15 protein-coding genes and 1 pseudogene are annotated in these 16,028 nt (G+C 60.4%); 11 read left to right on the top strand and 5 right to left on the bottom strand.

What is annotated here, in order from left to right:
- The first annotated feature begins 233 nt into the window (after positions 1-233).
- The gene (locus tag ACCQ05_RS13405; protein WP_372390831.1) at positions 234-818 is read left to right on the top strand and encodes a hypothetical protein; all 585 of its coding nucleotides are present in this window, start codon (positions 234-236) and stop codon (positions 816-818) included.
- A 67-nt stretch (positions 819-885) separates the two neighbouring features.
- Entirely contained in the window at positions 886-1,575 is a 690-nt protein-coding gene (locus tag ACCQ05_RS13400; protein ID WP_372390829.1) for a hypothetical protein, read from the top strand.
- A 148-nt stretch (positions 1,576-1,723) separates the two neighbouring features.
- On the opposite strand, the gene ACCQ05_RS13395 is transcribed toward ACCQ05_RS13400, so the two are convergent.
- From ACCQ05_RS13395 to asnS, 5 genes are read right to left on the bottom strand one after another with little or no spacing between them, the layout of a single operon-like run.
- Positions 1,724-2,359: an FMN-binding negative transcriptional regulator gene (locus ACCQ05_RS13395; RefSeq protein WP_372390827.1), complete on the bottom strand. Its 636-nt coding sequence runs from the start codon at positions 2,357-2,359 to the stop codon at positions 1,724-1,726.
- Position 2,360: 1 nt separating this feature from the next.
- Positions 2,361-2,687: a hypothetical protein gene (locus ACCQ05_RS13390; RefSeq protein WP_372390825.1), complete on the bottom strand. Its 327-nt coding sequence runs from the start codon at positions 2,685-2,687 to the stop codon at positions 2,361-2,363.
- Positions 2,684-2,989 carry a hypothetical protein gene (locus tag ACCQ05_RS13385; RefSeq protein WP_104540622.1) on the bottom strand — a complete coding sequence of 102 codons (306 nt, stop codon included), beginning with the start codon at positions 2,987-2,989 and terminating at the stop codon, positions 2,684-2,686. The genes ACCQ05_RS13390 and ACCQ05_RS13385 overlap by 4 nt, the downstream gene beginning before the upstream one ends.
- Positions 2,986-3,408 (bottom strand): ADP-ribosylation/crystallin J1, encoded by a 423-nt coding sequence (locus ACCQ05_RS13380; RefSeq protein WP_372390823.1) that lies wholly within the window; start codon positions 3,406-3,408, stop codon positions 2,986-2,988. Before ACCQ05_RS13380 ends, ACCQ05_RS13385 begins: the two co-directional genes overlap by 4 nt.
- Positions 3,365-4,759: an asparagine--tRNA ligase gene (gene asnS / locus ACCQ05_RS13375; protein WP_228961623.1), complete on the bottom strand. Its 1,395-nt coding sequence runs from the start codon at positions 4,757-4,759 to the stop codon at positions 3,365-3,367. The genes ACCQ05_RS13380 and asnS overlap by 44 nt, the downstream gene beginning before the upstream one ends.
- Positions 4,760-4,964: 205 nt before the next feature.
- Here asnS and ACCQ05_RS13370 point away from each other — a divergent pair, with 205 nt between their 5' ends.
- The 9 genes and pseudogenes from ACCQ05_RS13370 to ACCQ05_RS13330 all read left to right on the top strand — a co-directional run bounded on the left by ACCQ05_RS13370 (position 4,965) and on the right by ACCQ05_RS13330 (position 16,027).
- Positions 4,965-5,315 carry a HesB/IscA family protein gene (locus ACCQ05_RS13370; RefSeq protein WP_372390821.1) on the top strand — a complete coding sequence of 117 codons (351 nt, stop codon included), beginning with the start codon at positions 4,965-4,967 and terminating at the stop codon, positions 5,313-5,315.
- Between the two features lie 567 nt (positions 5,316-5,882).
- A pseudogene (locus ACCQ05_RS13365) lies at positions 5,883-6,709 on the top strand (IS3 family transposase); the annotation flags it as partial.
- A gap of 342 nt (positions 6,710-7,051) precedes the next feature.
- Positions 7,052-7,891, top strand: a complete 840-nt coding sequence (locus ACCQ05_RS13360) for an alpha/beta fold hydrolase (RefSeq protein WP_506191524.1) — start codon at positions 7,052-7,054, stop codon at positions 7,889-7,891.
- Entirely contained in the window at positions 7,881-9,398 is a 1,518-nt protein-coding gene (locus ACCQ05_RS13355) for an amino acid adenylation domain-containing protein (RefSeq protein WP_372390817.1), read from the top strand. Before ACCQ05_RS13360 ends, ACCQ05_RS13355 begins: the two co-directional genes overlap by 11 nt.
- Positions 9,399-9,443: 45 nt before the next feature.
- Positions 9,444-9,701 (top strand): acyl carrier protein, encoded by a 258-nt coding sequence (locus tag ACCQ05_RS13350; protein WP_055820682.1) that lies wholly within the window; start codon positions 9,444-9,446, stop codon positions 9,699-9,701.
- Positions 9,702-9,742: 41 nt separating this feature from the next.
- Entirely contained in the window at positions 9,743-10,657 is a 915-nt protein-coding gene (locus ACCQ05_RS13345; protein WP_228961619.1) for a chlorinating enzyme, read from the top strand.
- A 189-nt stretch (positions 10,658-10,846) separates the two neighbouring features.
- Complete coding sequence (locus ACCQ05_RS13340; protein WP_228961618.1) at positions 10,847-13,369, top strand: penicillin acylase family protein; 2,523 nt, start codon at positions 10,847-10,849, stop codon at positions 13,367-13,369.
- Between the two features lie 7 nt (positions 13,370-13,376).
- A complete protein-coding gene (locus ACCQ05_RS13335; RefSeq protein ID WP_228961617.1) occupies positions 13,377-15,149 on the top strand; it encodes a cyclic peptide export ABC transporter in 1,773 nt (590 codons plus the stop codon).
- A 2-nt stretch (positions 15,150-15,151) separates the two neighbouring features.
- Positions 15,152-16,027, top strand: a complete 876-nt coding sequence (locus ACCQ05_RS13330) for a 2OG-Fe dioxygenase family protein (RefSeq protein WP_228961616.1) — start codon at positions 15,152-15,154, stop codon at positions 16,025-16,027.
- Position 16,028 lies beyond the last annotated feature (1 nt).

Here is a 16,028-nt window from a genome sequence, read left to right as displayed (position 1 = left end):
CGCCTCGTCGTCGCCGCGAGCAGTCAGCGGCTTGCGCTTTGTCCAAAGCTGGCGCCGGGGCCGCTCCACTTGCAGCGTTGAGCGTTCTTCCGGCGGCAGGTCCGCGCATGCACCCCTGGATCTGGGTTCCTGACCGATACCGAAGGATGGTCGCCATTCGCACACTGGTGGTGCGTCCAGACGCGCAGAGGGCGCGTCCAGCGACGCAACATCATTCAATACAGGATAAATCCATGAGCATTAACTTGCGGCTTGATGAAAAGGGCTATGCCGATGCGCTGACAGCTGTGCGGCATGACAACGACCACCAGGACTCTGTCGAGGTGGTCTACGTGGATGAAAACGAAAGCAAGAAAGTCTCGCGTTACTTCTTGAAGTCCCCGAACTTCGAATTGAACGCCTACGAAATCGGTGGCAGCAGGTACGACCTCAAGAGCTACCGGCACGTTGGTAAATTTCCTGGCGTCTCCTACGCCGATTTGGTCGCCGCGCTCTCCAAGGGCGGCGAGGGCGGTACCGACATGAATCAACGCTTGAGTGTCGTCGTGTGCCTGATTTGCGAGGCGGCGCGTTCCAAGCTGATTGAAGGCGCGATGCAGAGAGCCATCGCTGGGGAGCGGGTCGAACTGGAGCCGTATCGTGTGTTGATGAACATGTATGAGCACACGCTCAGGTTCAAGAGCACGAAATTCAAAGGCACGACACACGCTACTCCGCCATTGCTGCCGTTGCAGTTGCAGGACTACATCGACTATGTTCAATCCAAGGACTACACCGGCGACACGGGTATCGCAGACACCATTCGCGCGCTGAAGTAGTTTGCCCGTTGCTATATCCATCAAGGCGCAACGGCGGCATGTGTCGTTGCGCATCAAGGAGAACAATATGAGCATGTCCGAGAATGCCACTGCCACCGGGCAAGGTGGCAATCTGGAGTTCATTCAATCGCTGGAGCGGGTGCTTGCGCGTGATCGGGCTGGCACGCTGCTGCAGCCGCTTTCCGGCATGCCGGTTGCGCGGCCGATCTACCAGGTGCCGGCGACCGACGTGGCGGAACCGGTGCGGACGCTGGTCACCAGCATCTTTCGTGGCACAGGCGTCTACGATGCAGTGCCTGAATCCAAGCACGGCGAAAATGTGCACGGGTCCATGCGCGACGTGCACCAGAACGACGACCGAGGTCGCCGCTATCTTCCGGTTCTCGACTATCCAGCATCGCCGACGGGGCGGGCCGGGCTTTATCACGACTACATACTGGAGCGGGGCAAGGCATACGTTCAGAACCGGCAGCGCGAACGTTCGGGCACGAGCGATGTGCTGACCGGGTATGTGGAATACACGGTGATGCTGGAGGGCTGTAGCAATGTTCGACTGATCTTCGACTATCTCAATACCCGCTTTTTTATCTCTCCCAACCACTACAAACCGTGGGCCAGGGCAGATGCCTTGGCGGCACGTCGCAATCTGGGAGTCGATCCAGCGCGGTATCGACTCGCGCCGCACGAAGCGGGCATGGATGAGCAGAGCTGGCGCGACGACGAGTTGTACGGCCCGCATCTGCTGATCATGCTATGAGCGAAACGAAGGGCGAGGGCACCGCCTGGCGCAGGGCCAGCGCGATGTAATGACCTGGGCGCAGGTCGGTTCCGGCGTCGGCCAACACCGTGGCCGACGCCTCCCATCCTGTGGCGATCAGCCGTTCGCGTGAGCGGCTGCGGCCGTTTCAGCGCGTCGTATCGGCGTCCATGGCCGCCTGCATCAATGCTGCGATCGCGTGCGAGGCTTGGTCGGGTTGCTGCGCCAGGAACTGGCTGACGCTGCGCTGATTGGCGGCCGGATGGTTCTGGCTCAGCTTGAAGGTGAGTTCGACACGGCTGGGCACGAAGCAAAAGCCCACCAGGCCGCGCAGCTGGCGACGATGGGTGTCGCGCTCCATCTCGAACTGCCAGTCGCTACCGACACGCTGCTCGAAGTGCCGGCTCATGCGACCGATCAGATCGCCCAGCGCTTGCTCGTCGTCCACCCGGCTGCAGTGGCCGTGCAGATGTGCAACCGCGTAGTTCCAGGTCGGCACGCGCGCGGCGGCTTCCTTGTCCGGATACCAGGTGGGCGACACATAGGCATGCGGCCCGTGCACCACGATCACCGCCTGGCCAGGGGCGCGGGCCTGCGGGTTGGGGCGTGCCCAGTGCCCCTCGATAAGGATTGCCTGTTCGTCGCGCCGGTACAGCACCGGCAGGTGCGAAATGGCCGGCACGCCGTCGTTGCCCGGACTGACCAGTGTCACGAACGGGTCGTGCGCCAGCAGCTTGTCCAGCAGCGCCAGATCGGTCTGTGCGAAGGCGCGCGGTGCGTACATCTCAGGCGCGGCCGCCCATGCTGATCACCATGCGTTCGCGCAGATCGGTATCGTCGGTGCCCTGCGGCGGCGAAATCTCGTGTAGCGAAAATCCGCGGATCAGCGCGTCTTCTTCGTCCAGCCCGTCCAGCGCGACGAATTCGGCATCGAACAGTGCGGCGCGCGCGCTGTCTTCGCTGTCGTAGGCCAGCGTCTTGCCATCGCTGTCCAGCACTTCGGCGGTGCCGGCGGCCTTGATGCGCAGGCGTGCCCAGATCAGGGTGCGGCCGATGGTGGCCAGCCACCACTGGTCGCGATCGAGTTCGGTATCGGGTGCAGCGTGAGTCATGTCAGAACCTTGGAAAGCAGGCCGAGCAGGGCCGCCATGCCCAGGCCGAAAAAGATGGTCAGCAGCGAGAGCCAGGCGGGCGTGGCCAGGCCGGACAGCGCACTGTCGCGGAAACTGCGGTAACGACGCGCCAGCAACCAGCGCAACGCCACGGGACTGATGAAGGCCGGGTCGCCGAAACTGTCCAGTGCGTCCGGGTGGCGGTCGCGCAGGTGTACCAGGGTCAGCGGCCAGAAGATCAGCAGCGCGGTCAGGCCGGCGACGGCGACGCCGACGAAACACAAGGCGAAGAACAGAATCATGCATCGTGCTCCGTGGGCGGCGCATCGAACCGGCCGATGATGTCAACGAGACCGACGATATCGTTATTCAGCGCATTCAGATCTTCGGCCCGAATCCACCACTCGGTGTGGTGTGTACCGCCGACTTCTTCAATGGCGCAGGGTTCGACGAACGTTGCGCGTACTGCGAACTGCGCAACATGGCCAACCCCGCTGTGCTTGACGTTCCAGTGCGACGCGATCTGCTCGGCGTAGCGCCGATTGGTCACCGGATAGAACAGCGGTTGCTCAGGCAGCGGTAGCGGCCAGCGCCGAAAGCCGGAGTCGCGCACCAATGCGTATTCCTCCGGCCCCGCAGGGCGGTGCAGCGTGACCGTGGCCGCCGCGTTGCCCACCTCAGAACTCGGCGCTGCCAGGCGCGCGCGGGTAGGGGATGGCATCGCGGATGTTGCTCAGCCCGCATACGTAGACCACCAGGCGTTCGAAGCCTAAGCCGAAGCCGGCATGCGGCACCGAGCCGTAGCGGCGGAAATCGCGGTACCAGCCGTAGTGCTCCTGATCCAGCCCGAACTGCGCCATGCGCGCGTCCAGCACGTCCAGGCGCTCTTCGCGCTGGCTGCCGCCGATGATCTCGCCGATGCCCGGCGCCAGCACGTCCATCGCCGCGACGGTCTTGCCGTCGTCGTTCAGGCGCATGTAGAAGGCCTTGATGTGCTCGGGATAGTTGGTCACCACCACCGGGCGGCCGATGTGTTCTTCGGTGAGCCAGCGTTCGTGCTCGGTCTGCAGGTCCAGGCCCCATTCGACCGGGAAGTCGAACTTCTTGCCCGAGTTCTGCAGCAGCTTCACCGCCTCGGTGTAGTCGATCTGCTCGAACGGCGCATTGATGAAGGCCTCCAGCTTGCTGATCGCGTTCTTGTCCACGCGCTCGGCCAGGAACGCCAGATCGTCGCCACGTTCGTCCAGCACCGCACGGAACAGGTACTTGAGGAACTGCTCAGCCAGGCGCGCGTCCTCGGCCAGGTCGGCGAAGGCGATCTCCGGCTCGATCATCCAGAATTCGGCCAGGTGGCGGGTAGTGTGGCTGTTCTCGGCGCGGAAGGTCGGCCCGAAGGTGTACACCTTGCTCAGCGCCAGGCAGTACGCCTCTACGTTGAGCTGGCCGGAGACGGTGAGAAAGGTCTCCTTGCCGAAGAAGTCGCGGCTGAAGTCCACATTGCCCTTGGCGTCGCGCGGCAGGTTGACCATGTCCAGCGTGGAGACGCGGAACATCTGCCCGGCGCCCTCGGCATCGGAGGTGGTGATGATCGGCGTGCTGATCCAGTTGAAGCCGTTCTGGTGGAAGAAGCGGTGCACCGCTTGCGCCAGGCAGTTGCGGATACGGGTGACCGCACCGAACAGGTTGGTGCGCGGGCGCAGGTGCGCCACTTCGCGCAGGAACTCCGGCGTCATCGGCTTGGGCTGGATCGGGTAGGTCAGCGGGTCTTCGACCCAGCCGACAATCTCCACGCCGCTGGCCTGGATCTCGAACGACTGGCCCTTGCCCTGCGACTTCACCAGCACGCCCTTGGCGACCAGCGAACAGCCGCTGGTCAGGCGCTTGATCTCATCGAAATTGGGCAGGGTGTCGTTGGCCACCACCTGGATCGGCGCGAAGCACGAGCCATCGGTCACGTTGATGAAGGCCAGTCCGGCGGATCCGCGCAGCGTGCGCACCCACCCCCGTACCGTGACTTCGCCGCCTTCGGGCAGCTTGCCCGCAAGCGCATGTTCAACGCTGACCACCGTCATGACTATTCCCCGCCGTTGCGATCTTGAATGATCGGCGAGTTTACTGGCTGCGGCCGCGCTGGCGCGAGCGTCTGAACGGCGTGCCGGCGGCTGCGCTTGTCGCAGGCGCACACCGCCCCCATCTGTTGCAGGCATCGCCGTTCAGCGTCCCCGCCTGGTTGTTGCGGTCTCGCTATACTTGTCACCACTGTTTTGGAGTGCCCTCATGGCCGTCAGCCTCACCCCCGCCGCGCTGGAGCGCGTGCAGCGTTTCGTGCAGCAGACCCCGGGTGCGCTGGGCCTGCGCTTCGGCGTGACCAAGACCGGGTGCTCTGGCTGGGGGCATGTCACCGACCTGGCGCGCGAGCAGCGCGACGACGATGCGGTGTTCGAGCAGGGCGGGGTGCATATCTTCGTCGACCCGGTCAGCCTGCCGCTGGTGGATGGCACCTGCATCGACTTCGGCAAGCACGGCCTGAGCGAGACCTTCACCTTCAGCAACCCCAATGCCACGGCCGAGTGCGGTTGCGGCGAGAGCTTCACCGTAGACAACTCACACCGTGCGGTAGAGGCGTAGTTGATCTCTAATTTATTGAATATTAAGTGGTTTTTGTCCGAAGGTGTCCTAGGAGATCTTCGGACGTCTCTGCGGCGTGGGGATATCTGAGGGGTACAACGCGGAGCCGGGGGCACGATACCCCCAATGCGGATGCGAGGACGCTCTCATGGCTCTGGACAAGCTGACCGCGCTTCGAGTGCGGACGGCCTCGCCGGGCAAAGACCCCATGCCGGTCCACGTTCAGCAACTTCATCCGGGTCCCGGCCCGCTTGGCGAATACAAAGGCCTCGCCCTCGGTCGGCATCGACCCAGCACGGCCTGCGCCTGCAACAGCAAGCGATCTATCCCTCAGCGCAGATCCGTCGGCATGGTGACCAGCCACCAGGCCTCAGCGTTCAGCACGCGCCCAGCGCGCGCAGCAGACTGGCCAGCCAGGCTGGATCGGCGGCAGGCACCGACACGATCACCCCGCTTGGGCAATCGCACCTGCGTGATCGGCGCCTGCGTGGCGCTGCCACACGAATCGGCAGCGTGGCTGGCAAGGCTGCTACGGAATCCTGGGCCAGCTTGCGCTGTCAGTAACCGAAGATTGCGCCGTCGACGTACTACAGCCATGCAGCGCAGCAGGCTGATCCCGAGACGCGTCCGGATCGCTGGTGGCGTGATTGGGCGCTGGAAGTGGAAGTCCGTCGGGTCCGGGAGGAGAACAAGCAGGTGTATGGCGCCAGGAAGATCTGGAAGCAATTGTTGCGGGAAGGTTGGCAGATGGCGCGTTTCACGGTGGAACGGCTGACGCGCCGGCTGGGCCTGCGTGGCGTTGTCCGTGGCAAGCCGGTGAAGACCACGGTCAGCGACCAAGCGCAGCCGTGTCCGCTGGACCGGGTGAACCGGCAGTTCCAGGCCGAGCGACCGAACGCGCCGTGGGTAAGTGACTTCACCTACGTCTCGAGCTGGCAGGGCATGGCGTACGTGGCGTTCGTGATCGACGTGTACGCGCAGCGGATCGTGGGCTGGAAGGCAGAGTCATCAATGACGACGGACTTCGTGCCCGATGCGTTGGAGCAGGCGGTGCACGCCTGGCAGCGGGAGGGCGAACTGATCCATTACTCCCCAGGGGATCGCAATACGTGAGCATCAGCGAGCGACTGGCCGAGGCCGAGATCGAGCCATCGGTGGGCAGCGTGGGTGATTCCTATGACAACGCGCTGGCCGAGACGATTAACGGACTGTACAAGGCCGAGGAGATCCACCGACAGTCATGGCGCAACCGCGACCAGGTGGAACTGGCCACACTGGACTGGGTGCACTGCTTCAATCACAAACGACTGCTGGGGCCGATCGGCCACGTCCCGTCAGCGGAAGCCGAAGCGGCTTACTATTGGCAACAAGCCAGCCAGGTCAAGGCGGCCTGACTGAAACTAAGCGGCCTCCAAGAAAGCCGGGGCGGTTCAAGCTGGGGCAATCTGGGTACAGCTCAAATCCAGGCCAAACAGGGCGTCGTCTGGTAGCGTTCGTCTTGGGTCAGGTCTTGATAGGACATGGGCAACTTCTCTTGGTCGTGAAGCGGCAGCCTACGACACCTGGGTCCGCTTCAGTTCTAGGAAATTGCACTTCGAAGTTGAATCCGCCCGGTCTATTGTAATTTTTTCTGCAGATCGGTATAAGTGCATTGCAACGGTCTCGTAATGTGGCAATTAGTTGCTCATTGAGGCGCACCGGAAGCGATTCTCAAATTACAGCAAGGGATGCTGATCTTGGAACACCTGACGACTGACCGCGATAGCGTACAAATACAGTACTTCTGTAGCGATTTTTCGTCCGCGAAGCCGGCTCTCCTGTTCGTCATTCCGTTCGGTCTCAAGCTCGGCCTCGCGCAGCCATTCATCGATCGCTTCAAGGATTCCTTCCGCGTGATCTGCTGGGAGGCGAGATTGATACTCGCGCCAGCGGAACATCCGGTGAGTGATAAGGAGCTCACGGTCGAGCACCATGTCGCTGACTTATTTGCCATTCTAGATGCCTGCGAAGTCGAGCAAGCGCATATTGTGGGCTACTGCTCGGGCGCGGGGATTGCCTTGGCCGCTGTGAACGTCAACCCGGATCGATTCGGCGCGTTGGTGCTGGTCAGCGGCGACTATGCTTTGCTGAGTCAACCGGCTTGCGTCACGCAGTTCGGTCGCGACATCGACAGCCTGCTGCCGATGGCTTCGAAAGACCGGAAAACGGCGCAGTTCATTCTCGAGCGCTTACCGGACGAACGCAAACTGTTGAGCGCGCGCCAGGTCCCCGAAGGCATCAGATTGCCGTTTTCCCAAGCTCATTTCTTCCAGCGCTACGCGCTCAACTACCTGTCGTATCGCTCCACGAATTTTCAGGAGCTCGCATCGACGGTCAACAACCGCACGCTCCTGATCGCCTGTGAGCGGGATTTGCAAACCAACGTCTACAGCTCGATGCAAATCCAGAAACACATGAGAAACTCGTCGATCGTCATCGAGCCCGAAGGAGATCACTACGAATTGTTGCGTGACGCTACCCGAGTCATGGGGGTCACTCGCGATTTTTTGACGGGAGCGTACGAAGGTGTCGCATAAGAACAATCAGTACGCGTCGATCTCGCGCATATTCGAAGCAGAGGCTTCCAAGCGTCCGCAGGCCATTGCTCTGAGATGCGCCAGCGTCGCGCTCACGTATGCGGAGCTCAACACCCGCGCCAATCAGGTCGCATCTCACTTGTCCGCGTGCGGAGTCGCTCGGGGCGACGTGGTTGCCGTGATGATGTCGCGTTCTCCGGAGCAATTGGTCGCGATTCTGGCCGTCCTCAAGTGCGGTGGCGCCTATCTGCCCCTGGATGGCAACAATCCCGTGGCCCGCAATTCGGAGTGCTTGAATGCCGCTCGAGTCAGCCTGGTGCTTGCGGATCACGAGATCCATGAATCGCTGGCCCTGGGCAGACACATCGTCGACAGTCGCTCGGCGGATCTTTTCTCCGAGGAGAATTCCGACAACCTAGAGATCGAAGGGGAACCTGACGATCGTTGCTACGTGATGTTCACGTCGGGTTCGACGGGTCAGCCGAAGGGAGTTATCGTTCCCCATCGCGCTGTCATTCGCTTGGTGAAGCAATCCAACTACATCGAAATCTCGGAACACGACAGCATCCTGCAATTCGCGCCGCTCTCGTTCGACGCATCCACCTTCGAGATCTGGGGGGGGCTGCTAAATGGCAGTACGCTCGTGTTGTATTCCGGCGCTACGTTCGACCCCAGTCTGTTTGCCAAGGAAATCCGTGAACAGCGGATAACGATCCTATGGTTGACCGCTGCGCTGTTCCACTTGATAGCCACTCGCTTCCTGACCTCGCTGAAAGGAATCAAGGTGCTGTTGGCGGGCGGTGATGTTCTCTATCCGAAAATGGTTAACAAGGTCCTGGATGCAATGCCTGAGCTGGTGCTCATCAACGGCTACGGACCGACGGAGAACACGACGTTCACCTGCTGCCACCGCATGACGACTGCAAAACGCCCGACCGAGTGCGTGCCTATCGGCACGACTATTTCCGGCACGCAAGTGCACATCCTCGATGAGGCGCTGCAGCCGGTCGCGGACGGTGAGATCGGCGAGCTGTACGCCTCCGGCGCAGGTGTGGCGCTGGGCTATCTAAACGATGACGGACTCAGCACTGCATTCTTCCACAATCCGTCCATCGCAGATGGCTTGATCTACCGCACCGGCGATCTAGTACTTCGCAATGCGAACGATGAAATCGAATTCCGAGGGCGCCGCGACAATCAGACGAAAATTCGCGGCTACCGGGTGGCTCTGGAAGAAGTGCAGGCCAGCTTGCTGAAATTGGACCACGTGGTGGACGCCGCTGTGATGGTAGAGAAATTCGACAACGGTGATCAGCACCTGATTGCCGACTTGTTGCTGGATGCGGAAGGCGCGACCACGGTGGCCGAAGTGAAGCGGGCACTGGCCGAAGAACTGCCGGCTTACATGGTTCCCGACCTGATTCGTTTGAGTACCAATCTGCCGATCAACATGAACGGCAAGATCGATCGACAACGGATCAGGGAGTCTGTCGTTTCAACTAGCTGATGCAACTAACAAGCAAATGAATGCAAATCGCCTTAGGAGAGAAAAATGTCCGACGCCGATGTACGCGCCATTGTCCTAGGCGTGATCCAATCCAAGCCAAGCTTACAGCATCTGCCTGGCGACCAGGATTTCTTCGACGCGGGTGTGTCGTCACTCACGGTGATCGACATGCAGCTACAGATCGAGGAGAAGTTGGGCGTGACTGTTTCGACTTCGCACCTTATGGCCAATCCGATGATAGACGGATGGGTCGTGGCCTATATCGAAGCGAAGTCCGCGGTCAAAGTCGCCGCGGTTGACTGATCTTAAATCTAAGCGCAATTGAACGGAGGGGGCGGATTCATATGAGAAAAACATTTGGTTTGACGCAGGAACAACAGGCGAGCTTCAGAGCGAACGGTTTTATCGGCCCATTCGATCTCTACGAGGCAGACGAAATCAAGGACAAGTACAAGCGCATTCGCGCGGAACTGTTCGATCGCTCACATGCTGCTTACGAACTGGACAACAAGAGCGTCATCGCGGGCTATGACCGCCACTTGGATGTCAACGATTTGAGCAAGCACATCATGCGCCGCGAAATCGTTGACAAGGTGGCCGACATCCTCGGCCCCGATTTGATTTGCTGGCGTTCCGAACTGTTCCCCAAGTACCCGGGTGACGAAGGAACCGATTGGCACCAGGCCGATACATTCGCGCATGCCTCAGGCCAGCCCCAGATCGTCTGGCCGCAGAATGATCGGTTCGGTGGCGCGATCACCGTTTGGACGGCGTTGACCGACGCCTCCGAAGAGATGGGCTGCCTGCGCTTCATGCCCGGCACTCACGAAGAGATGTTCTACGACGAGTCCAAGGGCATGAAGTACGAGCCGGAGAACGTCAACAAGCTTGAGAAGGACGGCATCAAGCGAGGCTTCTTCGGCTACGACTACCGCAATCTTCAGAAAGATCCGGATTGGCGTCCGGATGAGTCGAAGGCAGCGTCGATGCAGATGCGCGCGGGTCAGTTCGTGATCTTCTGGTCGACGTGCATGCACGCGTCCCACCCGAATTCCACGACGGACAAAACCCGCCTGGGCTTCGCTGCCCGCTACGTTCCTGCTTCAGTGCACGTCTACCCAGACTCCGACCATGTGGAAGAGTACGGCAGCCGCATCTCTCTCGATAACTTCGGGGTGATCGTGGTCTCCGGCGATGACCCTTCTTCCCACAACCGGGTGTTGAAGCAGAATCGTCGCGGTCTCAACTTCGCCGAGTAGTCTTAGGCGAAACTGATGCGTTTGGGAAACATCCGGTCTGCGTGAAGCGCAGATCGGTCTCTCCCATGCCGCGGCGGCGACGTGCCGCGTCGCCGCACACATATTTGTGTGGCCCAGGGCTTCCGGCGTACGACATGTCCGCGACGTGCGGAGCCAGAAAGATGAGGCCGCCTTCCTTGCAGGCTGCCATTGAGCAAGTTGGAAAGGGGAAGCTGCATGGTGGGGCAGGGACTTTCGATCAATATCGTGCAGCGTCTTTATCGGATCTTTCGGTCCCACGCAGTGTTGTACTCGTTCACGGCGATCGTGCTCGTCCCGGCCTCGTTCGGGTTCTATCAGGCTCACCGTTCGCTTGCGGCAACGCTGCCGGAATCGCAAGGCAGCCGGCTGTTGTCTGGAATCCAGTCCGAAGTGCGCATCGCCCGCGATGAAAGCGGTGTGCCTTCTATCACGGCCGACAACGATCGTGACGCCTTCTTCGCCATGGGCTACGTGCATGCGCAGGATCGCCTGTGGCAGATGGAGCGGCAGAGGCGAATGGCGCAGGGCAAGTTGGCCGAGGTGTTCGGCAAGAGCGCGGTCCCCATCGATATCTACATGCGTACCCTGGGCCTCTACCGCAATGCCGAGCTCTCAGTCGCCGCACTGGATGAACCCGGTCGGCAGTCATTGTTGGCGTATGCCGCGGGCGTCAACGCGTGGTTGTCGGAAGGGCATCCTTTGCCCGTCGAGTTCCGATTACTCGGCATCAAACCCGAGCAGTGGCGCGCCGCGGATTCGCTGGCGGTTGTCAAACTGTTCGCGCTCAGTTTATCGGGTAGCTATCAGCAGGACCTCAATCGATATCTCGTGGCGCAGAACCTGCCGGCCAGGCAGTACGAAACATTGTTTGGCCGACACGAATCGCCGCCGGAGAGCAGCGTGGCAGCCACGCCATTTCGTCAGGCGCAGATGGCGGCGCTTGGTGAGGTCTTCACCGAAGCCGAAACCCGCTGGCGCGTGGGCGGCAAACAGATTGGCAGCAACGCCTGGGTCGTCGCGGCGAAATTTTCGCCGAACGGTCTTGCCACGATTGCCAATGACCCGCACCTGGGCCTCGAAATGCCCTCGTTGTGGTACGCGGTGGACATTCACGGCGCGCGCTTGCGCGCGTCCGGCATGAGCCTGGTCGGTCTACCCGTGATCATGCTCGGTCGGAACGAGCACGTTGCCTGGGGTGTGACCAACATGATGGCCGACACCATGGATCTGTATTTCGAGGACGTGAATGCGGAGGACAGTACTCTGTATCGTCGCGGAGATGCCTGGAAAAAGTTCGACAGCCATGTCGAAACAATTCAGGTGAAAGCGGATTTCCCGGCCATTCTGCGCGAAGCCCTTGCGCCCGTGAAGATCCTGGTGCGTCGCACGGACAAGGGGCCGGTCATCTCGGATGTCACGGGTGCTTCCAGACAACCGTTGTCACTCGGGTGGGTGGGTGACTCCACGCAGGACACCTCGTACGAAAGCTTTTTCCAGCTGAACTACGCCGCTGACTCGAAAGCAGTGGACACTGCCATGCGGAGCCTGCTTTCGCCAGCGCTCAATCTGCTGTACATCGACGATCAGCAAAACATCGGATACCTCGGCATCGGAAAGATCCCGCTGCGCGGCCGCGGCGAGGGCATGACGCCCGTGCCGGCATGGGACGAGTCCGCCGGTTGGCGGGGTTTCATCCCCGATGAACAGATGCCGCGGAGTTTCAATCCGGAGTCCGGCTACATCGTTTCGGCTAACAACCGCATGATGGCCGCCGACTATCCCTATTTTGTCTCGGGAGACTTCGCGCAGCCCGAGCGTGCGCAACGCATCGAGCAACTCATGCAGAAGAAGCTCGCCAGCGGACAACCGCTTTCGATCGAGGATCACGAAGTCTTCCAGATGGACACGCTCGATCTGGAAGCGAGAGCGATGTTGTCCGAGTTCGCCGCTGTGAAACCCGACGATGACGAGACGGCGCGAATGCTGGAGTATCTGCGCAAGTGGGATGGCAACGCCAGTTCGGAAAGCATCGGTGCGACCATTTTCTATTCTTCGATGCGTCATCTACGGTCGGAATTGCTCTCCGAAAAGCTGAAAGGCTTCTGGGGGGATGTCCGTCTGCAGCGCCGGATGAATCAGATCGTCGCGGACATGGAACCTAAGTCCGTCCGGCAGGCGCTTCACGATACGCAGTTCGATTGGTGCGATCGTCGGGACACGCCGGAGCACGAGTCCTGCGAGACCATCAAACTCGAAGCGCTGTCCGCAGCCGCGCGGGAGTTGACTCGCCTGCAGGGCTCGGACATGGATGACTGGCATTGGAGCAGCGCGCACAAAGCCATCTTCCGCCACACGCCATTCAGTGATGTGAAGGGGCTCGATTTCCTCTTCGAACGCCGCGTGCCCGCGGTCGGCTCGCCGAACACCGTCAATCTTTCCGGTTTCAGCTACAGCGACAAAGACGGGTACGTGCAAACGACCGGACCCGCATTCCGGCAAATCATGCAACTCGGATCGGCGTCGGCACCGGGACAGCACCGGATGATGAATTCAACCGGGCAGTCGGGGAATGTCGTGAGCGAGCACTATGACGACATGTTGGAGAAGTTCGCGGCGGGAAAGTACGAGGCCTGGCCATCAGCTTTGACGGCCGACCACACGCTCATCCTGAAGCCCACCGCCGCTAACTAGGACGCACGTGAAACTATTCAACATCCTGATCGACGAGGCGCCACTCAAGGTGGTGCTGTCGTTGCTGCTCGGGATACTGACGGGCATTGGTTACGCGTTGCTGATTCCGCTCGTCATGAGCAGCCTCGAGACCAGTGGCGACTTTCCGGCGTTGAACCAGGGCACCGCCTGGTTCTTCTCTTTCGAGGTCAGTCATTTTCGATTCGCGGCCCTGTTCTTCCTCTCGTGCATCGTGATCATCGTGGCGAGAACCTACTCGCAGCTGTTGCTTTCGTGGGTGGCCATCGATGCCGCCTCGCAACTGCGCCGGAAGTACTACGACACGATCCTGCGCGCGCCGCTCGAGAAGCTGGAGAAGGTAGGTAGTCCGCGCCTGATCGCCTCCATCACGACGGATGTGAAGACGGTGATTCAAGGCGCCCAGCATTTGCCGGATCTGCTGATCAGCGGAGTCACCGCGCTTGGCATGCTCCTGTTCCTGATGTACCTCAACACGAACCTGTTCTGGTTCGTCTGCAAGGCGATCATCTTCGGCGCAATTACTTTCCAGATTCCGCTGCTGCTGGGGAGTCGTTTCTTCGGCCGCGCGCGCCACAAGATCGACGTGTTGCACGAGGGAATCCGGGGGAACATCCAGGGTGTGAAAGAGTTGAAGCTGTGTGCGGCAAAACGCCACGACTACATGAATGAAGTGCTGCTGCACTCCGAAGACGAGGTGCGCAGGGCCAACAAGCGCGGGATGACCATCTTGCGATCCGCCATGAACTACGGCGACATGATCAGTTTCTTCGTCATCGGGTTCGCGGCGTTCATATTCGTGAACCGCCATTCCGTGTCTTCGGAAGAGCTGATCGGCGCCATCATGGTGCTGCTGTACATCAGCGCTCCCATCAGCGTCGTCCTCAGCGCGATTCCGGACCTCGTGTCGGCCAATGTTTCCCTGAAGACCGTGGACAAATTGTTCTCCGAGATGCCGCACGAGGAGATCGGGCAAACGCTGCAGGTGCTGCCGCCGTGGCAAACGCTGTATCTGCGGGACGTGTCGTACCGGTATGAGGTCGACGGAGAGCGAGGCGGCTTCGCCGTGGGTCCGATCAGTTTCGAGATCCACAGGGGTGAGACCACCTTTATCGTGGGCGGCAATGGTTCTGGAAAATCCACCGTCGGCAAGCTCATCACCGCTCACTACTTCCCCGAAGCGGGAACAGTGAGCCTGGGCCAGCAGGTGATAGACCGGGAATGGATCACGACGTACCGCAATCAGTTGTCGCTGATCTCCTCGGATTTCTATCTGTTCGATCGGCTGTTCGGCGCGGCGAAACACGCGGATGAGGCAACGATCCAGAAATATCTCAAGTGGATGCAGCTCGACCACAAGCTCACCCTGACGAATGGCCGCATCTCGACGCTCTCCCTCTCCGACGGACAGCGCAAGCGGCTCGCCCTTGTGGTCGCGCTCCTGGAAGACAAGTCGATCTATCTGTTCGACGAGTGGGCGGCGGATCAGGACCCGGAATTCAAGAAGGCCTTCTATCACGATGTCCTGCCTTACCTGAAATCCAGTAACAAGGCGGTGGTGGTCGTCAGTCACGATGACCGCTACTTCGATGTAGCCGATCGCATCTACCTGATGGAAAGCGGTGTGGCGCGGGAGATGCCCGCACCGCGACTGCTTGACAAGGTGATTCACCTGAGTAGCGACTGCATGAAGGAACCCATCGGGACTCAGATGCTGACCCGCGCTTTCTACGCCGAAGACCAGGAATCGTTTAAGGACTAGCCATGTTGCTTGAAAGACTCGACACCCCCATCACGGTATTGAACGTAGGCCAGTACGGCGTGAACGTGGATGCGTTTCAGCACCAGATGCGCGAAGCGTACTCGGAGTTCGAATGGGACTCGTACCTGCTGCAGCAGAACAAGATATCCCTCATCAAGGAAGTCATTCCGCGGGAGTCGCTGGCGCACGTTTCGAATGACACCTGGTATGACATCTACACCGGCGTCATACAGAACCCTGAGCTCTACACGGTCTTTCCAGGCCTTTCGTCGAGCGACAAATCGCGGATCGAGGCGCTGGTGCCCACCCGGAAGCGGTGCATGTCCGAATACTCGATGCATTGGAACGGGAAATGGAACATCGAGCGCATTCCCAGCAGCCTCGTTTCGCAAACAAAGGCGCTGATTGCTTGCGATGGAGAAATCGACTACCGGCAGTCGTTAAGAAAGTTCAAGGAGCTCCCCGGGGAGCTGTTCGACAGCAATCTGCGCGCGCTGCTGGTTGGCGTCGCGGATATGGTCCGTGAGACCAAGCACTCCATCCAGAAGCTCAACGTCAGTGTTCACAATACGGTCGTCTACTGCCATCCGCAGCAGCTCGTGACGAACTCGCCCGAGGGCATTCATCAGGACGGCGTGGAGTTCATCGTTTCCGCGCTAGTCGTCGAGAGAAACAACATCAGTGGCGGGAAAAGCGTCATCTACGGGAGGGACAAGCGCACGAAGCTGCTGCAGGTCGAACTGCAGGCCGGGCAGGGCATCTTCCAGGCGGATCTCGGAACGGAGCTCTGGCACGAGGTCACGCCCATCACCGCGATCGACAAGACCAGGAGCGGGTATCGGTCGACGATCGGCTTCGACGTCACGTTGATCTCCTAAC

The organism is Xanthomonas sp. NCPPB 3582, assembly GCF_041475735.2.
GTDB lineage: Bacteria > Pseudomonadota > Gammaproteobacteria > Xanthomonadales > Xanthomonadaceae > Xanthomonas > Xanthomonas codiaei.
This window is presented reverse-complemented; position numbering and strand designations above follow the sequence as displayed.